Origin of the sequence: Kitasatospora sp. NPDC086801 (genome assembly GCF_044745805.1) — a bacterium.
In the GTDB taxonomy this organism is placed as follows: Bacteria; Actinomycetota; Actinomycetes; order Streptomycetales; family Streptomycetaceae; genus Kitasatospora.
Map to the genome: position 1 here is coordinate 71,144 of NZ_JBIVAX010000025.1, position 21,047 is coordinate 92,190.

At 73.0% G+C, this 21,047-nt stretch carries 21 protein-coding genes; 15 read left to right on the forward strand and 6 right to left on the reverse strand.

What is annotated here, in order from left to right; translation table 11 throughout:
* Nucleotides 1–157: 157 nt before the first annotated feature.
* Nucleotides 158–433, reverse strand: coding sequence for a DUF6343 family protein (locus tag ACIPLC_RS24230; RefSeq protein WP_400475091.1), 276 nt, complete (start codon nucleotides 431–433; stop codon nucleotides 158–160).
* A 77-nt stretch (nucleotides 434–510) separates the two neighbouring features.
* Here ACIPLC_RS24230 and ACIPLC_RS24235 point away from each other — a divergent pair, with 77 nt between their 5' ends.
* Nucleotides 511–711 (forward strand): I78 family peptidase inhibitor, encoded by a 201-nt coding sequence (locus ACIPLC_RS24235; protein WP_400475092.1) that lies wholly within the window; start codon nucleotides 511–513, stop codon nucleotides 709–711.
* A gap of 61 nt (nucleotides 712–772) precedes the next feature.
* Here the strand turns inward: ACIPLC_RS24235 and ACIPLC_RS24240 are convergent, their stop codons facing one another.
* Nucleotides 773–1,540, reverse strand: a complete 768-nt coding sequence (locus ACIPLC_RS24240) for a phosphatase PAP2 family protein (RefSeq protein WP_400475093.1) — start codon at nucleotides 1,538–1,540, stop codon at nucleotides 773–775.
* Between the two features lie 231 nt (nucleotides 1,541–1,771).
* On the reverse strand, nucleotides 1,772–2,539 hold the full coding sequence (gene fabG / locus ACIPLC_RS24245; RefSeq protein ID WP_350875567.1) for a 3-oxoacyl-ACP reductase FabG: 768 nt from the start codon (nucleotides 2,537–2,539) through the stop codon (nucleotides 1,772–1,774).
* A 405-nt stretch (nucleotides 2,540–2,944) separates the two neighbouring features.
* Between fabG and ACIPLC_RS24250 the strand changes: the two genes are divergently transcribed.
* The gene (locus ACIPLC_RS24250; RefSeq protein ID WP_400475094.1) at nucleotides 2,945–3,811 is read left to right on the forward strand and encodes a MarR family winged helix-turn-helix transcriptional regulator; all 867 of its coding nucleotides are present in this window, start codon (nucleotides 2,945–2,947) and stop codon (nucleotides 3,809–3,811) included.
* Between the two features lie 211 nt (nucleotides 3,812–4,022).
* On the opposite strand, the gene ACIPLC_RS24255 is transcribed toward ACIPLC_RS24250, so the two are convergent.
* A complete protein-coding gene (locus ACIPLC_RS24255; RefSeq protein WP_400475095.1) occupies nucleotides 4,023–4,886 on the reverse strand; it encodes an aldo/keto reductase in 864 nt (287 codons plus the stop codon).
* Between the two features lie 475 nt (nucleotides 4,887–5,361).
* On the opposite strand from ACIPLC_RS24255, the gene ACIPLC_RS24260 reads away from it, so the two are divergent.
* The 13 genes from ACIPLC_RS24260 (at nucleotide 5,362) to ACIPLC_RS24320 (ending at nucleotide 18,158) form a co-directional block, all read left to right on the forward strand.
* Complete coding sequence (locus tag ACIPLC_RS24260; RefSeq protein WP_400475096.1) at nucleotides 5,362–7,134, forward strand: ABC transporter transmembrane domain-containing protein; 1,773 nt, start codon at nucleotides 5,362–5,364, stop codon at nucleotides 7,132–7,134.
* Nucleotides 7,135–7,198: 64 nt separating this feature from the next.
* Complete coding sequence (locus tag ACIPLC_RS24265) at nucleotides 7,199–8,971, forward strand: ABC transporter ATP-binding protein (RefSeq protein WP_400475097.1); 1,773 nt, start codon at nucleotides 7,199–7,201, stop codon at nucleotides 8,969–8,971.
* A gap of 173 nt (nucleotides 8,972–9,144) precedes the next feature.
* Nucleotides 9,145–9,390, forward strand: coding sequence for a LapA family protein (locus ACIPLC_RS24270; protein ID WP_400475098.1), 246 nt, complete (start codon nucleotides 9,145–9,147; stop codon nucleotides 9,388–9,390).
* 47 nt (nucleotides 9,391–9,437) lie between these two features.
* A complete protein-coding gene (locus ACIPLC_RS24275; RefSeq protein ID WP_400475143.1) occupies nucleotides 9,438–10,166 on the forward strand; it encodes an amino acid ABC transporter ATP-binding protein in 729 nt (242 codons plus the stop codon).
* 9 nt (nucleotides 10,167–10,175) lie between these two features.
* Complete coding sequence (locus ACIPLC_RS24280) at nucleotides 10,176–11,096, forward strand: glutamate ABC transporter substrate-binding protein (protein WP_400475099.1); 921 nt, start codon at nucleotides 10,176–10,178, stop codon at nucleotides 11,094–11,096.
* Between the two features lie 12 nt (nucleotides 11,097–11,108).
* On the forward strand, nucleotides 11,109–11,753 hold the full coding sequence (locus ACIPLC_RS24285; protein WP_400475100.1) for an amino acid ABC transporter permease: 645 nt from the start codon (nucleotides 11,109–11,111) through the stop codon (nucleotides 11,751–11,753).
* Nucleotides 11,750–12,619, forward strand: a complete 870-nt coding sequence (locus tag ACIPLC_RS24290) for an amino acid ABC transporter permease (RefSeq protein WP_400475101.1) — start codon at nucleotides 11,750–11,752, stop codon at nucleotides 12,617–12,619. The genes ACIPLC_RS24285 and ACIPLC_RS24290 overlap by 4 nt, the downstream gene beginning before the upstream one ends.
* A 115-nt stretch (nucleotides 12,620–12,734) precedes the next feature.
* Complete coding sequence (locus ACIPLC_RS24295) at nucleotides 12,735–13,640, forward strand: LysR family transcriptional regulator (protein WP_400475144.1); 906 nt, start codon at nucleotides 12,735–12,737, stop codon at nucleotides 13,638–13,640.
* Nucleotides 13,641–13,869: 229 nt separating this feature from the next.
* The gene (locus ACIPLC_RS24300; protein WP_400475102.1) at nucleotides 13,870–14,451 is read left to right on the forward strand and encodes a cysteine dioxygenase; all 582 of its coding nucleotides are present in this window, start codon (nucleotides 13,870–13,872) and stop codon (nucleotides 14,449–14,451) included.
* A gap of 13 nt (nucleotides 14,452–14,464) precedes the next feature.
* Nucleotides 14,465–15,613, forward strand: a complete 1,149-nt coding sequence (locus tag ACIPLC_RS24305; protein ID WP_400475145.1) for a YeiH family protein — start codon at nucleotides 14,465–14,467, stop codon at nucleotides 15,611–15,613.
* Nucleotides 15,614–15,699: 86 nt separating this feature from the next.
* Nucleotides 15,700–16,410: a spermidine synthase gene (locus ACIPLC_RS24310; RefSeq protein ID WP_400475103.1), complete on the forward strand. Its 711-nt coding sequence runs from the start codon at nucleotides 15,700–15,702 to the stop codon at nucleotides 16,408–16,410.
* 244 nt (nucleotides 16,411–16,654) lie between these two features.
* On the forward strand, nucleotides 16,655–16,999 hold the full coding sequence (locus ACIPLC_RS24315) for a hypothetical protein (protein ID WP_400475104.1): 345 nt from the start codon (nucleotides 16,655–16,657) through the stop codon (nucleotides 16,997–16,999).
* Nucleotides 17,000–17,147: 148 nt separating this feature from the next.
* Entirely contained in the window at nucleotides 17,148–18,158 is a 1,011-nt protein-coding gene (locus tag ACIPLC_RS24320) for a TetR/AcrR family transcriptional regulator C-terminal domain-containing protein (RefSeq protein WP_400475105.1), read from the forward strand.
* A 128-nt stretch (nucleotides 18,159–18,286) separates the two neighbouring features.
* Here ACIPLC_RS24320 and ACIPLC_RS24325 read toward each other — a convergent pair whose 3' ends face one another.
* Entirely contained in the window at nucleotides 18,287–20,038 is a 1,752-nt protein-coding gene (locus tag ACIPLC_RS24325; protein WP_400475106.1) for a hypothetical protein, read from the reverse strand.
* Nucleotides 20,039–20,167: 129 nt separating this feature from the next.
* The gene (locus ACIPLC_RS24330; protein ID WP_400475107.1) at nucleotides 20,168–20,926 is read right to left on the reverse strand and encodes a TetR/AcrR family transcriptional regulator; all 759 of its coding nucleotides are present in this window, start codon (nucleotides 20,924–20,926) and stop codon (nucleotides 20,168–20,170) included.
* Nucleotides 20,927–21,047: the final 121 nt, after the last annotated feature.

A 21,047-nucleotide genomic window follows, 5' to 3' on the forward strand; every position in this document is an offset into this window, starting at 1 on the left:
CGGGTCCGAGCAGGTGTCCCGGGGCGGGTGGGGGCGCTGCGGGAGTGCTGTGGAAGTGGTGCGGGAGTGGTGCAGGAGTGGTGCGGGAGTAGTGTGGGAGTGCTGTGGGAGTGGGAAGTCGGCCGGGCCGACTTCCCACTCCGTGGGAGACACCGCGTCAGAGCTCGGTCCGGCGGCGCCGGATGACCACGACGAGATCGACGGCGGCGAACAGGGTGAGCAGACCGCAGGCGATGGCGAAGCCGGTGAGGGTCCCCCGGCTGGGGGCGCCGTAGGCGGGGGAGAACGCCGCCCAGACCGCGAAGCCCGCCGTCGCGAGCGCGAACAGCGGCGTGAAGGTGAGCGACAGCAGGTAGCGGAGCTTGAGGTCGCTGCGGGCGGTGGCCGGTTCGGTGCCGCTTCGCCAGGGCCGTCGCGGAGTGGTGGTGCGCATGGCCGTTCACCTCCGGGCCGCGCGGGTGGGGGCTACCATTCCAGCGTACGTCCGTGGGGGAGAGCGGGGGAGACGCGATGACGGGGTCGGACGCGGCGGCGGACGCCGAGGGCTACGCGGGGTTGCGGATCGAACGGGCCCGGGAGCTGGCCCGGCGGCACGGCTGGGCCTCCGTCCGGGTGCTGGAGCCGGGGGCGACGATGACCATGGACCACCGCGAGGGCCGGCTCAACCTCGCGGTGCGCGACGGCGTGGTCGAGCGCAGCTGGGAGGGGTAGGACCCCGCTCTCCCCGCTCTCCCGGCGGGCTGCGGTCGGTTCCGGTGGTCGCGGTGCGGGCTCAGTGGCCCGTTCGCCGGGCCAGCCGCTGTTCGGCGGCGACGACCAGGGGCTCCAGCAGCGGCAGCGAGAGCAGTACCAGCAGTCCGGCGGCCCAGCCGGCCAGCACGTCGGTGACCCAGTGGGTGCCCAGGTAGAGCGTGGTCAGGCCGATCGAGCAGGCGGTGGCGGCGGCGATCACCGCACCGGTGCGCCGCCAGCGGACCGCGAGGTAGGCGAGCACACCCCAGGTGACGACCGCGTTGGCGGTGTGACCGGACGGGAAGATGGTGCCGCCGGAGAACAGTTCGGGCGAGCCGACGTACTGGGCGTAGTGCGGGCCGAGCCGACCGGTGACGATCTTGACCGCGCCGACCGTGACGTTGAGCAGCAGCAGCGCGACGGCCATCACCAGCAGCGGGCGCAGCCGCCCCAGCCGGCGCGCGCGCCAGCCGAGCCAGACGAAGGCGGCGACGGCGGAGGGGCCGCGCTGCCCGGCGACCACCCAGGTGTCGAGCAGTGGCTCCAGGCTGGGCCAGCGTTCGTAGGGGCGGAACAGCCGGACCGACCAGTCGAGGTCGACCAGGGCGGTGTTGAGCAGGACACCGGCCAGGACCAACAGGTAGGCGACGCAGGTCACGGCGAGCAGGGCGGCCTGCCGTCGGCTCATCGGCGGCCAGCCGGGCTCGCGGCGGTGGGCTCGCTCGGGGCTCGGGCGCTCGCGGTGAGTGGTGGTGAGCTGCTCCGGCCCCTGGTTCGGATAGGGCGCGGGGGTACTCGGGGCTTGCACGGGGGTGACCTTACCCATCCGACCGGGGCTATTCCGGAGGGAATTGTCATTTTCCCGGGAAATCGACAATTGGCGTGGAGAGGTCCGCCCGGGGAGTGATTTCCGCGATTCTCGGATCGAATGCCAGTGTGGTGTTCGAATGATTCTGCAAAAGCCCCGGTAAAGAAAACGGAGTGGGGGGCCGGCTCGGCCGGCTTCCCACTCCGTGGTAACCCTGTGTAGGTTCCGTGCTCAGTCGAGGGGGCCGCCCGCGACGTAGATCACCTGCCCGGAGACGAAGCCGGCGCCCTCGCTCGCGAGGAAGGAGATGGTGTGGGCGACGTCCTCGGGCAGACCGACCCGCTGGACCGGGATCTGGGAGGCCGCGGCCCGCTTGAAGTCCTCGAAGTCCATGCCGACCCGGGCGGCGGTGGCCGCGGTCATGTCAGTGGCGATGAAGCCGGGGGCCACGGCGTTGGCGGTGATGCCGAACTTGCCCAGCTCGATGGCCAAAGTCTTGGTGAAGCCCTGCAGACCGGCCTTGGCGGCCGAGTAGTTGGCCTGGCCGCGGTTGCCCTGGGCGGACGAGGAGGACAGGTTGACGATGCGGCCGAATCCGGCGTCCACCATGTGCTTCTGCACCGCGCGGGTCATCAGGAAGGCCCCGCGCAGATGGACGTTCATGACCGTGTCCCAGTCGGACTCGGACATCTTGAAGAGCAGGTTGTCGCGGAGCACGCCCGCGTTGTTGACCAGCACGACGGGGGCGCCGAGTTCGGCCGCCACCCGGTCGACGGCGGCCTGCACCTGGTCGGCGTCCGAGACGTCGGCGCCCACGGCCAGGGCCCGGCCGCCGGCCGCGGTGATCCGGTCGACGGTGTCCTTCCCGGCGGTCTCGTCCAGGTCGAGGACGGCCACGGCGTAACCGTCGGCGGCCAGTTGCACGGCGGTGGCGGCGCCCAGGCCGCGGGCGGCGCCGGTGACGACGGCGACCCGGGGGGCGGTGCTCTGCTCGGTCATGCTCGCTCTCGTCTCTCTCGGGGTCGTCTCCGCGGGGAGCGCCCCGGGGAGGGTGGCCACACCCTACCCGCGAGTAGGGAGGGCGAACAGGGTCGGCGAGCCGCGGGTGACGGTCGGTAAGGACCGGCCGGTCGGCTTTCTACTGAGAACGGGTTACCGAGAGGGCGTGGCGGGCGCGTAAATATGCCAATGTTGCCGAACCTGCGTCTACTATCCGCCCCTGCCTGCCAGCAAGGGCCCGCCGTTTGTATAGTGTCCGCCAGCAGCCACCGGCTGCACGGCTGGAGCGCCCTCCCTCATAGCTGGACGCCCACTCGCCGTTACTGCCCCACCCGGGTGTCCCACACACACCGGGTGTGACATCGGGACGGATACATGGTGCTGGGGGAGATCCCGACGACCCGCGTGTCCGCGCGACTGCAGCAGTCGCCCGGACACCTGATTCGCGTTGCACAGCAGGTTCACACCAGGCTGTGGTCCGAGCATGTCGGAGCCGATCTCACGGCTCCGCAGTTCGCCGTCCTGCTGGTCCTGGCCCTCGAACCGGGGGCCGACCAGCGGACGGTCGGCGAGCGTGCCTCGCTGGACAAAGCGACGATGGCGGAGATGGTCGCGCGGCTGGTCCGCCGCGGCTTGGTGCTGCGAAGGCGTGATCCGGCCGACGGCCGGCGAAAACTGCTCGCGCTCTCGCAGAGCGGTGCCCAGGCGGTGCGTGAGGCCACCGGCGGTGTGGTCCGCGTGCAGCGCACCCTGTTCGAGCCGCTGACGGCGGAGGAGCAGGTGGAGATCGTGCGGGTGATGGCCAAGATAGCCAGGCTGGAGCCCGCCGCGGTCGCCGTGTTCTCCGACGCGCGGCCGATACTGGACGCGCAGCGGGCGATCGGCTACCTGATCAGGGTGGGCCAGCAGGTGCACACCAAACTCTGGTCGGAGCACGTCGGTGCGGAGCTGACGGCTCCGCAGTACGCGGTGCTGGACGCGCTGGAGCTGGAACCGGGCGCCGACCAGCGCACGGTCGGTGAGCTGGCCTCGCTGGACAAGGCGACGATGGCCGAGATGGTGAGCCGGCTGGTGCGCCGCGGTCTGGTGCAGCGCCGACGTGACCCCTCGGACGGGCGCCGCAACCTGCTGTCGCTCTCGCCGGCGGGCCAGGACCTGCTGCACCGTTCGGCGGCCGGCGTGGCCGAGGTCCAGCGGCTGCTGCTCGCCCCGCTGGACGAGGGTGAGCACGGGCCTGCGCTGGCGATCCTCGGCAAGGCGGCGCGGCTCTAGAAGAATCCTTTTGAGCTCCAGCCAAAACGATTCGCCAACGTACGGAAGGCCTGGTGTGTTGAGGACTTGATGCGTTGACGGCCTGACGTGCCGAAGGCCTGCGGCCGTCGGCGTCGGCGGACAGTGGCACGCCGAAGACCGCCCACCCCTGACCGGGGTGGGCGGTCTTTCGATATGACCGCTCGTCAGAGAAGTCGGACGGCGGGTGCCGTCAGTTCCAGTCGAACTCCTGCGGGTCCGGACCGATCCGCTTGTCGGTGGCGACACCGGCGATCGCGGCGAGGTCCTCGGCGTCCAGTTCGAAGCCGGCGACGTCCAGGTTCTCCCGGATGCGGGCGGGGGTGACCGACTTCGGGATCGCGATCACGCCGCTCTGCAGGTGCCAGCGGAGCACCACCTGGGCGACCGTGCGGCCGTGCTTCTCGGCGATCTTCGCCAGCGCCGGCTCGGAGAGCAGCTCCTTGCCCTGGCCCAGCGGGCTCCAGGCCTCGGTGGCGATGCCGTGCTGGGCGTGGAAGGCGCGCAGCTCGGTCTGCGGGAAGTACGGGTGCAGCTCGACCTGGTTCAGCACCGGGACGACCGAGGTCTCGTCGAGCAGCCGGGTGAGCTGCTCGGGCCCGAAGTTGGAGACGCCGACCGACTTGACCCGGCCGTCCGCCTTCAGCTGCTCGAAGGCCTTCCAGACGTTCAGGTAGCTGCCGTGCTTCGGGCGCGGCCAGTGGATCAGGTAGAGGTCGACGTAGTCGAGGCCGAGCTTGGCCAGCGACGCGTCGAACTCGCGCAGGACGGCGTCGCGGCCCTGCTCGCCGGACCAGTCGCGGGTGCCCGAGTTCCACAGCTTGGTGGTGATGTAGAGGTCCTCGCGGGCCACGCCGCCGGCCAGGGCCTCGGTGATCGCCTGGCCGGTGCCGGCCTCGTTCTCGTAGATGGCCGCGGTGTCGATGGAGCGGTAGCCCGCCTCGATCGCGGTGCGGACGGCGGCCGTGGCCTCGTCGTCCGGGACCTGCCACACGCCGAAACCGAGCTGCGGAATCTGTGCGCCGTCGTTCAGCGTGACGTTGGGGATGTTGCTCACGAGAAGGGGTGCCCTCCTGGTTGTCCGTGCGTTTCCAGAAGGGGGCAACTGGCACCCGGGCGGGATTGTTCCCGCCGTTCGGGGGAATCTTGCGGGGGCCGGAGGCCCGCTCCGGCGGGGATCCGGGGGCCGGGCGGCGAAAAAACCTGTTGCGCGGATCACATCGGGGTTGGCAGGCTCGCGGCCATGACCTCCTGAGATCCGGGCCCTTCGTGCCCTTCCCTCCTTCGTCTGGCCGTCCCGTCCGGCCGTCTCGTCCGGCACCTTCCCGTCCGGCACCGCCCCGGGCGCGCCGACGTCGCCGGGGCGAGGCGCCGCACCGCCTTGCCCGCCGCCGCCGTCCGTCCCGTGCCATGCGCACGAGCCGGGCCCGCCGTGCCGCGAGACCCGTGCCTGCGGCTCGTGCCCTTCTCTCCCCCTCCGCGTCCGTTCGTGCCCTTCAGCACCGTCCCGCACCCTCCTGTATCGGAGTGTCATGCCGCTCACCCCCCTGCCGTTGGCCGACCCCGGCAGTCCTGATCTCTCCTCACCCCTGGCCTTCCTGCGCTGGCTGCAGCGCGGCCAGCGGCGTGGGCAGGTGCTCGCCACCTGCTGGGCGCTGCTGGAGATGGGCGGCCAGGCGGCGCTGCCGATACCGCTCGGGTGGGGCGTGCAGGCCGCCGTCGACGGCGAGGCCGACGGGATCTGGCGGGCCGGTGCCCTCGCGGTGGCGCTCGCCGTGCTGTCCGCGCTCGGCGCCGTGATGTTGCACCGCCAGGCGGTCTGGAACTGGATCCACGCGGCGTGCCACGTGAGGCAGCTGGTGGCCCGGCAGGCCTCGCACCTCGGCGCCGGGCTGTCCCGCCGGATCGCCACCGGCGAGGTCGTCGCGGTCGGCAGCGGGGACGTCGAGCGGATCGGCTGGTACGTCGAACTCGTCGCCCGGGTCAGGGCCGCGGTGATCGTCTGGCTGGCCGTCAGCGTGGCCGTGCTGGTCGTCGAACCGGTGCTCGGGGTCGGGGTGCTGCTCGGCGTCCCGGTGTTGGCGGCCGCCGTCTGGCCGCTGATCGGGCCGTTCGAGCGGCGGTACGAGCAGCAGCGCACGCTCGGCGGCAAGGCCACCGAGCTGGCCGCCGACACCGTGGCGGGGCTGCGGGTGCTGCGCGGCATCGGCGGCGAGGAACTGTTCCTCGACCGGTACCGGGCCGCGTCCCAGAAGGTCCGGGCCGCCGCCGTCCGCTCGGCCCGGCTCTGGTCGCTGATGCAGGCCCAACAGGTCCTGCTGCCGGGCCTGTTCGTGATCGGGGTGACCTGGTACGGCGCCCGGCAGGCGGCAGCGGGCGAGCTCGCCGTCGGCACCCTGATCGCCGTGTACGGCGCCACCGCGTTCCTGGCGGCGCCGCTGCGGATCCTGGGCGAGGCCGCGCACGCCTGGAGCGTCGCCCGGGTCTCCGCCGGGCGCGCCGTCCGGGTGCTCTCGCTCAGCCGCACCAGCGCCGTGGCCGAGGCCTCGCTGAACAAGCCCGGGAGCGCCGACCTGTTCGACCCGGCGACCGGGCTGACCGCGCGGGCCGGCGAGCTGACCGCGGTCGTCTGCGGGGACCCGGACTTCGCCGGGGCGCTCGCCGGGCGGCTCGGCGGGCACGTCCCGGCCGCCGAGGACGAGCCGGAGCAGCCCTCCGTCCGGCTCGGCGGGACGGAGCTGGACACGGTGCCGCTGGCCGAGGCCAGGGCGGCGGTGCTGGTCCACGACAAGGAGCCGGTGCTGCTCTCCGGCACCCTGGCCGGGCTGTTCGACATCCCGTCCTCCGGGCGGGTCTCGGTGGCCGAGGCGCTGGCCGCCGCCCGGTCCGACGACGTGCTGGACGCCCTGGTGGACGGCTCGCCGGAGTGCGCGGGCGACGCGATGCGCGCCCGGATCACCGAGCGCGGGCGCTCGTTGTCCGGCGGGCAGCGCCAGCGGCTCGCCCTGGCCCGCGCGCTGCTGGCCGACCCGCCGGTCCTCGTCCTGGACGAGCCGACCAGCGCGGTGGACGCCCACACCGAGTCCAGGATCGCCACCGGACTGCGGGACGCCCGGGCGGGGCGCACCACCGTGGTGTTCGCGACCAGCCCGCTGCTGCTCGACCAGGCGGACCGGGTGGTGCTGCTGCGCGACGGCCGGGCGGCCGCGGCCGGGCGCCACCGCGACCTGATGCGGACCGAGCCGGCCTACCGGGCCGTGGTCACCCGTGAAGAGCAGCCGGAACCGGTGGGGGAGACCGTATGAGCGGCCGAGCGGGCACCCGCACCGTCCGTTCCGTCCGTCCCGCCATGCACCCGAGGAGCACGTCATGAAGCCCCCCGTCCATGAGGAGCAGGGGCCGGCCACCACCCTGCCGGTCGGCTCCCCGGCCGCCGTGCGCGCCTACCTGCGCCTGCTCGCCCGTCGCCACCGTGGCGGGTTCTCCGCGGTGGTGGCACTGCACTCGGTGGCCACCGTGGCCGGGCTGGTCGGGCCCTGGGTGCTCGGCAGCCTGGTCGAGTCGCTGGCCACCGGGACGGCCGAGGCCACCATCGCGGTCGCGGTCGGCTGGTACCTGCTCGCGCTGGTGGTGCAGTCCGCCTTCACCGGCTGGTCCCGGATGCGCGGCGCCGTGCTCGGCGAGCGGGTGCTGGCCGACCTGCGCGAGGACTTCCTGGTCCGCTCGGTCGCGCTGCCCACCGGCGTGCTGGAGCGGGCCGGCACCGGGGACCTCGTCTCCCGGGGCACCACGGACGTCGACCGGCTGGACAAGTCGGTGCGCGAGGCCGCGCCCGAACTCGCCGTCGCCGTCGTGTCGTTGATGCTGGTGATCGGCGCCCTGCTGGTCACCTCGCCGCTGCTCGCGCTCACCTCGCTGGTCGGCCTGCCGCTGCTGCTGGTCAGCTCCCGCTGGTACTTCCGGCGCGCGCCGCAGTCCTACCGCAACGAGTCGGCCGGGTACGCCGCGGTGAACACCGTGCTGGCCGAGACGGTGGACGCCGGGCGGACGGTCGAGGCGCTGCGCCTGGGCGACCAGCGGATCGCCCTGACGGACCGCAAGCTGCGCGAGTGGCTCGCCTGGGAGCGCTACACCCTGTGGCTGCGCTCGGTCTGGTTCCCGACCATCGACGCGGTCTACTCCTCGGCGGTGCTGGCCACCCTGCTGCTGGGTGGGCTGTTCACCCTCAAGGGTTGGATCACCGTCGGCCAGTTGACCACCGGGGTGCTGTACGCGCAGATGCTGACCGGCCCGGTCGACCTGATCCTGCGCTGGTACGACGAGCTGCAGATCGGCCAGGCCTCGCTGGCGCGGCTGGTCGGCGTCCGCGAGGTGCCGGAGCACGAGGGCGACGAGTCCAGCCGTCCGGACGGCCGCCGGGTCGAGGCCCGGGACGTCCGGTTCGGCTACCACGAGGGCGCCGACGTCCTGCACGGCATCAGCCTGGACGTCGCGCCGGGCAGCCGGGTCGCGCTGGTCGGGCCGTCCGGGGCGGGCAAGTCCACGCTGGGGCGGCTGCTGGCCGGGATCTACGCCCCCGGGCGCGGCAGCGTGACGCTCGGCGGGGCGGCGCTGGCGCGGATGCCGGCCGAGCGGGTGCGGGCGGAGGTCGCCCTGGTGAACCAGGAACACCACGTCTTCGTCGGCACCCTGCGGGACAACCTGCGGCTGGCCGCGCCCGGGGCCGAGGACACCGAACTGCGCTCCGCGCTGGACGCGGTGGACGCCGGCGGCTGGGTGGACGCGCTGCCGCACGGCCTCGACACCGAGGTCGGCTCCGGCGGCACCGTGCTGACCCCGCCGCAGGCCCAGCAACTGGCGCTGGCCCGGCTGGTGCTGGCAGATCCGCACACCCTGGTGCTGGACGAGGCCACCTCGCTGCTGGACCCGCGCGCCGCCCGGCACCTGGAGCGCTCGCTCGCCCGGGTGCTGGAGGGCCGCACGGTGATCGCCATCGCCCACCGGCTGCACACCGCGCACGACGCGGACGTGATCGCGGTGGTCGAGGGCGGCCGGATCAGCGAGTACGGCAGCCACCCGGAGCTGGTCGCGGCGGGCGGCCCGTACGCGGCGCTCTGGCGCTCCTGGCGGGACGAGCGGTAGCGGGCCGGCGGCGACGGTGCACCCGCGCGGCGACGGTGAGCCCGCGCGGAGCCGCTGAAGCCGCACGGAGCTCTTAAACCCGCACGGGGCCGGATTGCCCCGTGCGGGTTACTACCTCGCCCGTCAGGGCGCGTAACCGGGCAAATCGGCTCCCCGGCCCGCAGACTGCTCCGGTGACCAAGATTTCAGACGGCTCATCCGGCTCCAAGCGCAGCGAGATCGGTGGGATCCCCACCCGGTACATCGGGATCGGCGTCATCGTCGTCCTCGCGGTGTGGTTCCTGTTCGCGAACCTCGACAAGGTGAAGATCCAGTTCTGGGTCTTCACCGTCACCGCGCCGCTCTGGATCGCACTGCTCGCCACGCTGCTCGCCGGCGGCGCGCTGGGCTGGCTGCTGAAGGGGCGTCGCGGCCGGTGACCAGCGCTCCCGGGCCGGCCCAGGCGGGGCCCTCGGCCTTCACGCCGCTGATCGAGGTGCGCGGCGTCAACAAGCACTTCGGGGACCTGCACGTCCTGCAGGACATCGAGCTGACGGTGGGCCGCGGCGAGGTCGTCGTGGTCATCGGGCCGTCCGGCTCCGGCAAGTCGACGCTGTGCCGGGCGATCAACCGGCTGGAGCCGATCGAGAACGGCACCATCCTGATCGACGGCGAGCCGCTGCCCGAGGAGGGCAAGGGGCTGGCCCGGCTGCGCGCCGAGGTCGGCATGGTGTTCCAGTCCTTCAACCTGTTCGCGCACAAGACCGTGCTGCAGAACGTCTCGCTCGCGCAGATCAAGGTCCGAGGCCGGCCCCGGGCGGAGGCGGACGCCAAGTCCCGCGCCCTGCTGGAGCGGGTCGGGCTGGAGACACAGGCCGGCAAGTACCCGGCCCAGCTCTCCGGCGGCCAGCAGCAGCGGGTGGCGATCGCCCGGGCGCTGGCGATGGACCCGAAGGCGCTGCTGTTCGACGAGCCGACCTCGGCGCTCGACCCCGAGATGATCAACGAGGTGCTGGACGTCATGCGCCAGCTCGCCCACGAGGGCATGACGATGGTCGTGGTCACCCACGAGATGGGCTTCGCCCGGGCCTCCGCCAACCGGGTGGTCTTCATGGCCGACGGCCGGATCGTCGAGGACCGCGCCCCGGAGGACTTCTTCAGAGCTCCCGAGAGCGAGCGCGCCCGGGACTTCCTGTCCAAGATCCTGAAGCACTGAGGCGGCGCCGTGACGAGGAAGACCACGCCCGCCGCCCCGGGCCGGACGGCGCTGGCCGCCGTCCTGCTGCTCGCCGCGCTGGCCGCCGGCTGCGGCAAGCCCGGCACCCCGCCGCCCAAGGGCCCGCAGGCGAGCGCGCTGCCCAGCTACCAGGTGCGCGACGCCGCCTCGATCACCGGCTCGCCGACCCTGGACGCCGCCCGGAGCCGGGGCCACCTGGTGGTCGGCGCCAAGGAGGACCAGCCGTACCTGGGGGAGAAGAACCCGGCCACCGGCGTGTACTCCGGCTTCGACATCGAGATCGCCAAGATGGTCGGCGCCGACCTCGGCTTCGCGCCGGACCGGATCGAGTTCAAGACCATCGCCTCGGCCAACCGTGAGACCGCGCTGCAGAACGGCCAGGTGGACTACTACGTCGGCACCTACACCATCAACGACAACCGGAAGAAGCTGGTCGGCTTCGCCGGGCCGTACTTCGTCGCCGGGCAGTCGCTGCTGGTGCGCCGGAACGACGACAGCATCCACGGCCCGCAGGACCTGAACGGCAGGAAGGTCTGCTCGGCGGCCGGCTCGACCCCGTACCAGCGCATCCAGTCGCAGTACCCGGAGGCGAAGCTGATCGGCTACGACAGCTACTCGGCCTGCGTGGACAACCTGATCACCGGCCAGGTCGACGCCGTCACCACGGACAACGCGATCCTGCTGGGCTACGCGGCCAAGGTGCCGGACGAGCTCAAGGTGGTCGGCCCGCTGTTCTCCCAGGAGCCGTACGGGATCGGCACCCCGAAGAACGACACCGTGCTGCGCCTGGCCCTGGACGACGCGCTGGCGCGGAACGAGCAGAACGGCAACTGGAAGAAGGCCTACGACGCGACCCTGGGCCTGTCCGGGGAGCCCGCGCCCACGCCGCCGCCGATCGACCGGTACTGAGGGGGCCGCGCTGTGAAAACGCTGACCGACAACTGGTCGACCTACTGGGACGGCTTCCTCGGCACGCTCTCGCTGTTCGCGGTGAGCGCCGTGCTGTCGCTGGTGCTGGGCGTGCTGATCGCGGGCTTCCGGGTCTCGCCGGTCCGGCCACTGCGGGTGTTCGGGACGGTGTGGGTGACGCTGCTGCGCAACACGCCGCTGACCCTGCTGTTCTTCATCGTGGTGCTGGGCCTGCCGCGCTTCAACATCACGCTGCCGTTCTTCACCTTCGCGGTGGCCGCGCTCGGCTGCTACACCTCGGCCTTCGTCTGCGAGGCGATGCGCTCGGGCATCAACACCGTGCCGGCGGGGCAGGGGGAGGCGGCGCGCAGCCTGGGCATGAGCTTCGGGCAGACGATGAGCGTGGTGGTGCTGCCGCAGGCGTACCGGTCGGTGGTCGCGCCGATCGGCAGTGTGCTGATCGCGCTGGCGAAGAACACGGCGATCGCCGGCTCGTTCAGCGTCACCGAACTGCTCGGCACCTACCGGACGATCAACGAGCTGGGCTACAGCATCATCTGGACCTTCGTCTGGATCGCCGTCGGCTATCTGATCATCACCCTGGCCATCAGCGCCGTCTTCAACCTGCTGGAACGACGAGTGGCGGTGTCGCGATGACCGTTGGATCCTCGGCGCTGTACGACATCCCCGGTCCGAAGGCGCTCGCCCGCCACCGGCTGTACGGGGGGATCGCGCTGCTGCTGATCGCGGCGCTGATCGGCTGGATCGTCTACATGCTGTTCCACACCCACCAGTTCACCTACCAGAAGTGGATGCCCTTCGAGTACCGGGGCGTCCAGGACCTGCTGCTGCGCGGGCTCGGCAACACCCTCAGGGCCTTCGGTTGGACGGTGCTGTTCGCGCTGCCCTTCGGCGCGCTGTTCGCGGCCGGGCGACTGTCTGACCACAAGGTGGTGCGGGTGCTCTCCACGGTGGTGGTGGAGTTCTTCCGGGCCATGCCGCTGCTGGTGATGATCTTCTTCGTCTTCGTCGCGCTCAAGGTGCAGCCGCTGTGGGCGCTGGTGGCCGGCCTGGTGCTGTACAACGGGTCGGTGCTGGCCGAGGTCTTCCGGGCCGGCGTGCTGGCGGTGCCCAAGGGGCAGCGCGAGGCGGCCTACGCGCTCGGCATGCGCAAGACCCAGGTGATGACGTACGTGCTGGTGCCGCAGGCCAACCGGGCCATGCTGCCGGCCATCATCAGCCAGCTGGTGGTCGCGCTCAAGGACACCTCGCTGGGCTTCCTGATCACCTACGAGGAGTTCCTGCACGCGGGCAAGCTGATCGCCACCAACCTCGACTACGACCTGCCGTTCATCCCGGTGGTGATCGTGATCGCGCCGATCTACATCGGCATGTGCCTGCTGCTCTCCTGGCTCGCCCGCTGGGTCGAGCGCCGCAGCCGGCGCAGCCCGAGCATGCGGGGCGGGGCGCCGGTGGTCAAGGCCGGGGTGGCGATGGGGCTGCCGCCGTCCGCGCAGCAGTGAGGGGCCTGGTTCGATCCTGAACCATAGGTGCGGGTGGGGATAGAGCGGGCACCTCCAATTTCCTCTTATGATTGCGGAGGCTGGACGACGACTGGGCGGAGGGGCCATGGAGCCGGTGTTCGACTCGCGGCACATCAGGACGTTCCACGAGGTCGTCAGAGCAGGCTCCTACTCGGCCGCCGCCCGCGAACTCGGCTACACCCAGCCCGCCATCACCCAGCAGATGAAGGCGCTCGAACGCACCGTCGGCGTCGCGCTGTTCACCCGGGCCGGGCGCGGACTGCGGCTCACCGAGGCCGGCGAGGCGCTCTCCCGGCACGCCGAACTGATCCTCGGCAGCCTCTCCGCCGCCCAGCAGCAGCTCGCCGCGCTCGCCCGGCTGCGCTCTGGGCGGGTGCGGGTCTGCGCCTTCCCCAGTGCCAACGCCACCCTGATACCCGAGGCGATGGCCCGGCTGCTCGCCGAACACCCCGGCGTGCGGGTCGAGCTGCTGGAGGCCGAACCGCCGGACTCCGTCCAGCGACTGCTGCGCGGGGAGTGCGACATCGCGCTGGCCTTCCGCTACCCCGGCGGCGCGACCGAGGTGCCCGACGGGCTGGACGAGATCCCGTTGATGGAGGACCTGCTCACCGTGCTGCTGCCGGTCGGGCACCCGCTCGGCCGTCGGCACGCCGTACGGCTCGCCGACCTCGACGGCGAGCGCTGGATCGCCGGGTGCCCGCGCTGCCGGGCCAACCTGCTGAACGTCTGCGCGGAGGAGGGCTTCGCCCCGGACATCGTGTTCTCCACGGACGACAACCTCGCGGTGCAGAGCCTGGTCGCCGCCGGGGTCGGGATCGCGCTGATGCCCGCGCTGGTGCTCTCCTTCATGTGCCACCGCAAGGTCACCGGGCGGGCCGTCGAGCCGCACCTGCGGCGGCAGGTGAGCGCGTACGTGCTGCGCGAGCACCGGCGGATCCCGGCCACCGGGCTGGTGCTGGACCACCTGCGGCGGGCGGCGGCGAGCCGGATCGGCTGCTGAACGGCTGCTGAGCGGGTACTGATCTGGTACTGGTGGGGTGTCGGGCGGTCGCTGGTCGGGTGCTGAGCCGTTGCTGATCAGGCGCTGAACGGCTGCCGGCCGGATGTCGAACGGGTGCCGAGTCGTGGCTCCGGTGGGTGTTCGCCGGGGCGATTCATAAGCTGAGATTGGGGGGAAGCTTAAGAACCCTCGTTGGACGTGATAGGTTGGTGCGGCCGAACCTGCAGGCATGACACCCCCAGCCACGGTCGGCAGCGACCGGCTCACCGAACGGATGACCGCCCTGATCGGCGAGATCCGTGCCGTCGTGGACCGCGGACTGCCCCCGGAACTCACCGCCTACCTGGTCGGCGAACGCCTCGCCCCGCACCTGCACGCTGACTTCGACGGACCCGACGCGCTGCTCACCCCCGCCCAGTGCGAGGGCGACCCGAAGCGCTACCGCCAGCACGTCGTGCACGCCGAGGAGGACGGCGGTTTCTCCGTCGTCGCCCTGGTCTGGCTGCCCGGCCAGCAGACCCCGATCCACGACCACGTCTCCTGGTGCGTGGCCGGCGTCCACCGGGGCCAGGAGAGCGAGACCCGCTACCGGCTGGTCTCCGACGGCCGCACCGCCCGCCTCGTCGAGACCGAGCACGTCGCCGGCCCGGCCGGCACCGTCGCCGCCTTCGCCCCGCCCGGCGACATCCACCTGGTGCGCAACGCCTGTAACAGCACCGCCATCTCCATCCACGTGTACGGCGCGGACGTCTCGCGGCTCGGCACCAGTATCCGGCGCGTCTACAGGCTGCCCGCCGACCAGCAGCAGTGAGGGCGGCGTGGCACTGACCCTCCGGGAGCGCGCCACGCGCACCCGCTCACTGCCCCCGCTCGGCGGGGACGCCCCCGGCCTGCTGCTCGCCGCCGCCGGGGTGACCGCCGCGATCGCCGTCCACGCGGCCGTGCCCGCCGTGCCCAAGCTCACCGCCGCCGTCGTGCTCGGCATGGCGGCGGCCCACCTGCCCGGGCTGCGCCCGGTGGTGCGCGGGGTGGCCCGGCCCGGGCTGTCCACGGCCGGCAAGCGCCTGATGCGGCTCGGGATCGTCCTGCTCGGGCTCAAGCTCAGCCTCGACGACGTGCTCGGCCTCGGCTGGGCCACCGTCGCCATGGTGCTCGCGGTGGTCGCGGCCACCTTCGCCGGCACGCTCTGGCTCGGCCGACGGCTCGGCCTGCCGGGCGACCAGCCGCTGCTGGTCGCCACCGGGTACTCCATCTGCGGGGCCTCGGCGATCGGCGCGGTCAGCCAGGCGGCCGGCAGCGAGGAGGAGGACGTCGCCGCCTCGGTGGCCCTGGTCACCCTGTGCGGGACGCTGGCCATCGCCGTACTGCCGCTGCTCCAGCAGCCGTTCGGGCTGGGCGACGTGGAGTTCGGGCGGTGGGTCGGCGCGAGCGTGCACGACGTCGGGCAGGTGGTCGCCACCGCGCAGACCGGCGGGGCGGGCGCGCTGCGGGAGGCCGTCCTGGTCAAGCTGATGCGGGTGGTGCTGCTGGCGCCGCTGGTCGCCGGGATGGCCGTCGCGGTGCGGCGCCGGGCGCGGCGGGGCGGGGAAGCCGTCGCGGGGGCGGGCCTGGTCGGGGAGGCCGTCGTCGGGACGGGTGTGGTCGGGACGGGTGCGGTCGGGACGGAGAGCGTGAGCGAAGGTCCTTCCAGGAACCCGGTCAAGATCGGCAGCCGTCCGCCGATCGTCCCGCTGTTCGTGGCGGGGTTCCTCGCGATGATCGTCCTGCGGACCACCGGGGTGCTCCCGGAGCGGGCGCTCACCCTCGCCGGGGACGCCCAGGAACTGCTGCTGGCCGCTGCGCTGTTCGGCCTCGGCAGTGCCGTGCACCTGCCGAGCATGGTCCGTACCGGCGGGCGGCTCGCCCTGCTCGGGCTCGGCTCCTGGGTGGTCGTCGCGGGCGTCTCCTACGCCGGAGTGCTGGTCACGACGTGACGGGCGCCGGGGGCGGACTCGGCTATTGTCGGGCGGGTACTCGTCCGCCGGGACGCTCCTGCACCCGAGTCCGCTGAGGAAGCCGCATGTCCACCGCACTGCCCGAACGGGACGTTCACGAGGCCGTCGTCACGCTCGACCGCCGGGACGGCCCGTTCGGTGAGGTGGTACTGCGCCAGCGCGGTCGGCACTTCGAGATCATCGCCAACGGTTGCTTCCTGATGGACACCGTCGACGGCCGCTCCGAACGCCTGCTGATCCAGGCGGCGCTGGACGAACTGGACCGCACCGGCGCCCCCGTCGAGCGGCCCTCGGTGCTGATCGGTGGCCTCGGCGTCGGCTTCTCGCTGGCGTACGCGGTGGCCGAGCCGCGCTGGGGGCGGATCGCCATCGTCGAGCGCGAGACCGCCATCATCGACTGGCACCGGAACGGGCCGCTCGGCGCCTTCTCCGGCGGCGCGCTGGAGGACCGGCGGGTCCAGGTCCTCCACACCGACCTGCTGGAGTACCTGGCGGCGGCCGACGGCGAGCGCTACCACGCGCTGTGCCTCGACATCGACAACGGCCCGGACTGGACCGTCACCGACTCCAACGCCGGACTGTACGGCGCCGACGGGCTCGCGGTGCTCTGGCACCGGCTGCAGCCGGGCGGGGTGCTGGCGGTGTGGAGCGCGCAGCCCTCCGCGGGCTTCGAGGAGGCGCTGCGGGCGGTGGGCTTCTCCGACGTCGTCACGCACGAGATCCCGGTCAGCCGGGGCGTGCCGGACGTGGTCCACCTGGCCCGGCGCGCGGACTGACGGCGTAGGGCCTCACCAACCTTCCTGTTGGGTCCGGGCGTTGTCCACGGAGGCGGTCAACTGCTGGTTTCCGGTGACGCATTGAAGGGCCCGGGTGCTGCGGCGGCCGGCCTCCTGGTGCTGGGCCCCGGCGGGTGGTTCAACTGCCGCTCGCAGCCTTCTCTTTGGGCTCGCGGCGGGATCGCGGGTGGGCTTGTGGTGGGCTTTCGGTGGGCTTCGGCGTGTGGCTTGGAGGGGGGCGATCATGGGGATTGAGCTCGAACTGCACTCCGAGCGGCCCGCGTGGACCGAGTGGGACGTGTGGGATGCCTCCAGGGCTACGCTCCTTCAAGGGTCTTACGGGCACGGCGAGGCGTTGGCGCAGGTGCTGGCTCTGGGGAGGAAGGGCCCGGGCAGGCTCTGCTCGGTGGCCCCCTTCGGCGACACGCTGTTCGACGCGGGCGAGGCCGGGGCCGTCCTGCTGGAGGTTCCCGGCCTGTTGCCGTTGTGCGTGAACGAGTCGCAGACGGTCGCCGTTCGTGATCTCGCGAGGCTGCTGGCCGCCTGTGCGACGACGCCGGGCAGCTATCTGTGGCTCATGGGGGATTAGGCGTGCCCGATCGCCGTTCCCGTGGTGGCGCGGGGCCACTGCGCGATCATGTGTCGGACAGGTCCTGGTGAGTGCGGTGCTGCGGCGCCCTGTCGGTGCTCTGTCGGAGCTCTGCCGGTGGGCCGTGGTGCCCGGATGGAGGCGAGGCGTGGTGGAGGACGGGACGCCGTCGGGGCGGATCGTGGCGGAGCTGCGGCGGCGGATCACCGCCGGGGAGTTGGCGCCGGGGGCGCGGGTGCCGTCGACCCGGCGGATCACCAGGGAGTGGGGCGTGGCGATGGCCACCGCGACCAGGGTGCTGACCCGGTTGCGGGAGGAGGGTTTGGTCCGTGCCGTTCCGGGGGTGGGGACGGTGGTGGTCGGGCGGGTCGGCGCGGCCGGGGACCCGCAGCCGGTGCGGGAGTTGAGGAATCCGCAGGATGCGCAACGTGCGCCCGGTACTGCCGGGGCGCGGCGGCCGCGGGACGGCGGCGAGCGGGACCTCACCCGGGCGAGGATCGTCGCGACGGCGATCCAGGTGGCCGACGCGGAGGGGCTGGCGGCGCTGTCGATGCGCAGGGTCGCGACCGAACTCGGCGCCGCGACCATGTCGCTCTACCGCCATGTGCCCAGCAAGGACGACTTGTTGCGGCTGATGATGGGCGAGGCCTTCCGCGAGCAGCCGCTGCCCGACCCGCTGTCGGCGGGCTGGCGGGAGGGGCTGGAAACGGTCGCGCGGCTGCAGTGGCGGATCTATCGCCGCCACCCGTGGCTGGCGGCGACGATGTCGTTCACCCGGCCGGTACTGGCGCCGGACGCGGCCCTGCACACCGAGCGGTCACTGGCCGTGCTGGCGGGGTCGGGGCTGAGCACGGAGGAGATGGCCCAGGCCTCCGTCGCCCTGGCGGCCTTCGTCTGCGGGCTGGCCATCCACTTCGAGCGGGAGGCGCAGGACGAGCAGGACAGCGGGATGTCTGCGGACGAGTGGATGGAGCGTCTGGGCGATGACGACCATGACCGGCTGATGGCGGACCCGGAGCGGTTCCCGATGTTCCACACACTGAACCGGGGGCCGGGGGTCGATCTGGGCTTGGACGCGCTGTTCGAGTTCGGGATGGCGCGGATGCTGGACGGGATCGGTGCGGTGATCGAACGGAGCGGTGGCCGAACGGCGGGGTAGGGGAGCGTGACGGGGGCCGGGGGCGGACAGCGAACAGGTAACAGCTGACAGAAGATGAAATCTGTTATCTGTCAGCTGTTATCTGTTCGCCGTCGGCCGTTCGCCGTTGCCCGCCTCCCCGGCGGGGCTCAGCCGAACGGCCTGGTCTCCGGGCCCGAAGCCTCCGCCGCGTCGGCCTCCGGCGCCTCGTCCGGGGTGGACGGGAGGCTTTCCGGGGCGAAGGGGTTGAAGTCCGGCGGGGGCACCATGACGGGAGTGCCCTTCCGCGGGGCGTCCTCCGCGGGAGCAGCCTGCGCGGGAACGACCGGCGGCGCGGAGTGCGGCGGCGGGACGGCCGGGCCCTGCGCCGCGAGCGTGGTGCCGAACGGGTCCGGCTGGTCGGCCGTCACCGTGCCGAACGGGTCGGCGGTCGGGGCGGCCGCTGCCGTGCCCGGGGTGGACGGGAGGCCTTCCGGGGCGAAGGGGTTGAAGTCCGGCGGGGGCACCATGACCGGCGTCCCCTTCCGCGAGGCCGCCGCCTCCGGTTCGGTGTCGACCGGGACGACCTCCGCGACGGGCGCGAACGGGTCGAAGTCCGCGGGCGGGACCTGCACCGGCGTGCCGCGCAGGTGCACCGGCACCTCCTCCTCCGCCTCCTCCTCCGGCGTCCTCTCGACGGGAGCGGAAGCCGACGCGGTGGTGGCAGGCACAAGCACGGGCGCGGGAACGGGCACGGTGCCGGCCACTTCCCCGTCCCAGCCGAACTGAACGCTCTTCAGCAGCTCCGCGAACGCCTGCGTGTACAGCTCCCAGTCCTCCGGCTGCGCCGTGGACAGCTGTGCGCAGAGCACGGTGCCGCCGTCCGGCAGCGGGACGAAGGCCTCGACGGCCGAGGTGACCACCCAGCGCCGCTGCCCGTCGGCGGACAGCTGCCCCGGCACCGGGACGGTCCGTCCCTCGACCAGGACGGCGGCCGGCCCGGCCGGCAGCAGGACCGTCCACACCTCGGCGTGCCGCCGCACGGTGGCGAGTTCGGTGGCGAGCGCGGTGATCGGCAGCGGGTGCCGGGCGAGCGAGACGACGAGGGCGGCGTCGGAGGCCCGGCCGTCCACGTCCAGGGCGCAGACGCCCGCGTAGACCGTGCCGGCGTCGTGGACCAGGTCGGTGAGGGTGGCGGCGATGACCGCGAAGTCGCGGCGCGGTTCCGGGCCGTCACCACTGAACAGTTCCTCGGCGACCTCGGCCAGATGCCCGGTCAGCTCCTCGGCAGCCGCGGCGGTGGCCGGGTCGACGCCGTCCGCCCCGCCCGCCGGCGCGGGCACCGCACGGGCACAGACCCCGGCCGGACCGCCCGGGGAGGTCAGCGGGTGGAAGCCGGGCGGGACCACCAGCCGGACCTCGGCGCCCGCGCCGGTGGCCAGTTCGACCGGCTGGCGGGTCTGCTGCCCGCCGGCCAGCGCGGCCAGTGCCGGGGCGAACGGCGGGCGCAGCTTGGGGTCGGCGAACTCGCCGGTGACCGGCAGCTGGAACAGCGCGGCCGAGGTGGTGCCCCGGTCGGCGATCGCGCCGCGCACTGCCCCGCCGCCGTAGCGGGTGTGGAGGGCGGCGGTCACCCGGTCGGCGACCCGGGCGCCGGTGCCGGGGCGGGCGGTGCCGGCGCTGATCACCGTGCCGAGCCGGTCCACGGCCGCGTGCACCGGTCCGTTGGGGGCCAGCGGGAGGCCGAACAGCGCCTCGGCGTCGGGGTGTTCGGCCGGGCGCAGGGCGCTGAGCGAGGCCGCCGGGTGGCGGGAGGTGCGCTCGTCGAAGAGGGCGTCGGTGAGCGTGCCGAGGGTCGCGCAGACCTGCTCCGCCGCCGCGAAGGGATTGGCCTCCGCGCTGAACTGGACGTCCTGGGTCAACTGATGAGCCCCCCGCTCTGCTGCGTCTGCGGTCGCTGGTTCGGGTGGGTCCGCGCGCGCCCGTGGCGGGGTGCCGTCGGATCCGTGCTCATTCCTATCAGAGCCCGCTGTCGGGACCGAACCGGCGGATCACTCGATGGGAGCCGCGGCCGTTTCGCCCGTGGCCTGCGGGGACGTTTCGCCGGACGGCGCGGTGGCGAGCGCGGTGACCGTTTCGGCGATCCCGGGGACGGTGAACAGCCCGGCGAGTTCCCGCACCAGGCGCCCGGTCGGGCCGTCCGGACGCTCGTCGGCGAAGAACGAGGCGAGTTCGGCGGCGAGCGCCGGCTCCCGGGCGGCGGTGAGGGTGAGGGCGGCGACGAACTCCTGCACCAGGTGCAGCTGCAGTTCCTCCAGCGGCACCGAGCGCTCGGCCAGCCACTCCAGCGAGGTGATCTCGGCGTTGGCGATCCAGGCCCGGACGGTCAGCCGCAGCCCGGGGCTCGGCGCGGGGATCGCCAGGTGGGAGAGGATCTGGTCGTGGGCGGACCGCCGCACCTCGTCGATCACCGCCGAGGTGCCCGCGCTGGCCGCCACCGAGCCGCCGCGCAGCAGCGCCGCGAAGCCGGGCCCGTGGCTCTGCACGAAGTCCAGGTAGCGGCCCATCACCCGGTACAGCCGCTCGGACAGCGGCCCGTCGGCGGGCTCCTCGAAGCGCGCCGAGAGCTCCCGGCCGGCCCGCCGCAGCGACTCCTCGTACAGCGCCTGCTTGCCGGGGAAGTAGTGGTACACCAACGGCCGGGAGGCGCCCGCGGCGGCGGCGATGTCGTCGATGGACACCTCCTCCGGCGGGCGCCGGCTGAACAGCTCCAGCGCGACGGCGATCAGTTGCTCACGCCGCTCGTCCACGCTGAGCCTGCGGCGCGGCCGCTCACCCGCCGCCCGGTCCCGCGTTTGGCCCGCCGCCCGACCCGCCGCCCGGTCCGGTGCCTGCTCCGGGGCGGGGGTCCGTGCAGCGCGGGCGGCCGTC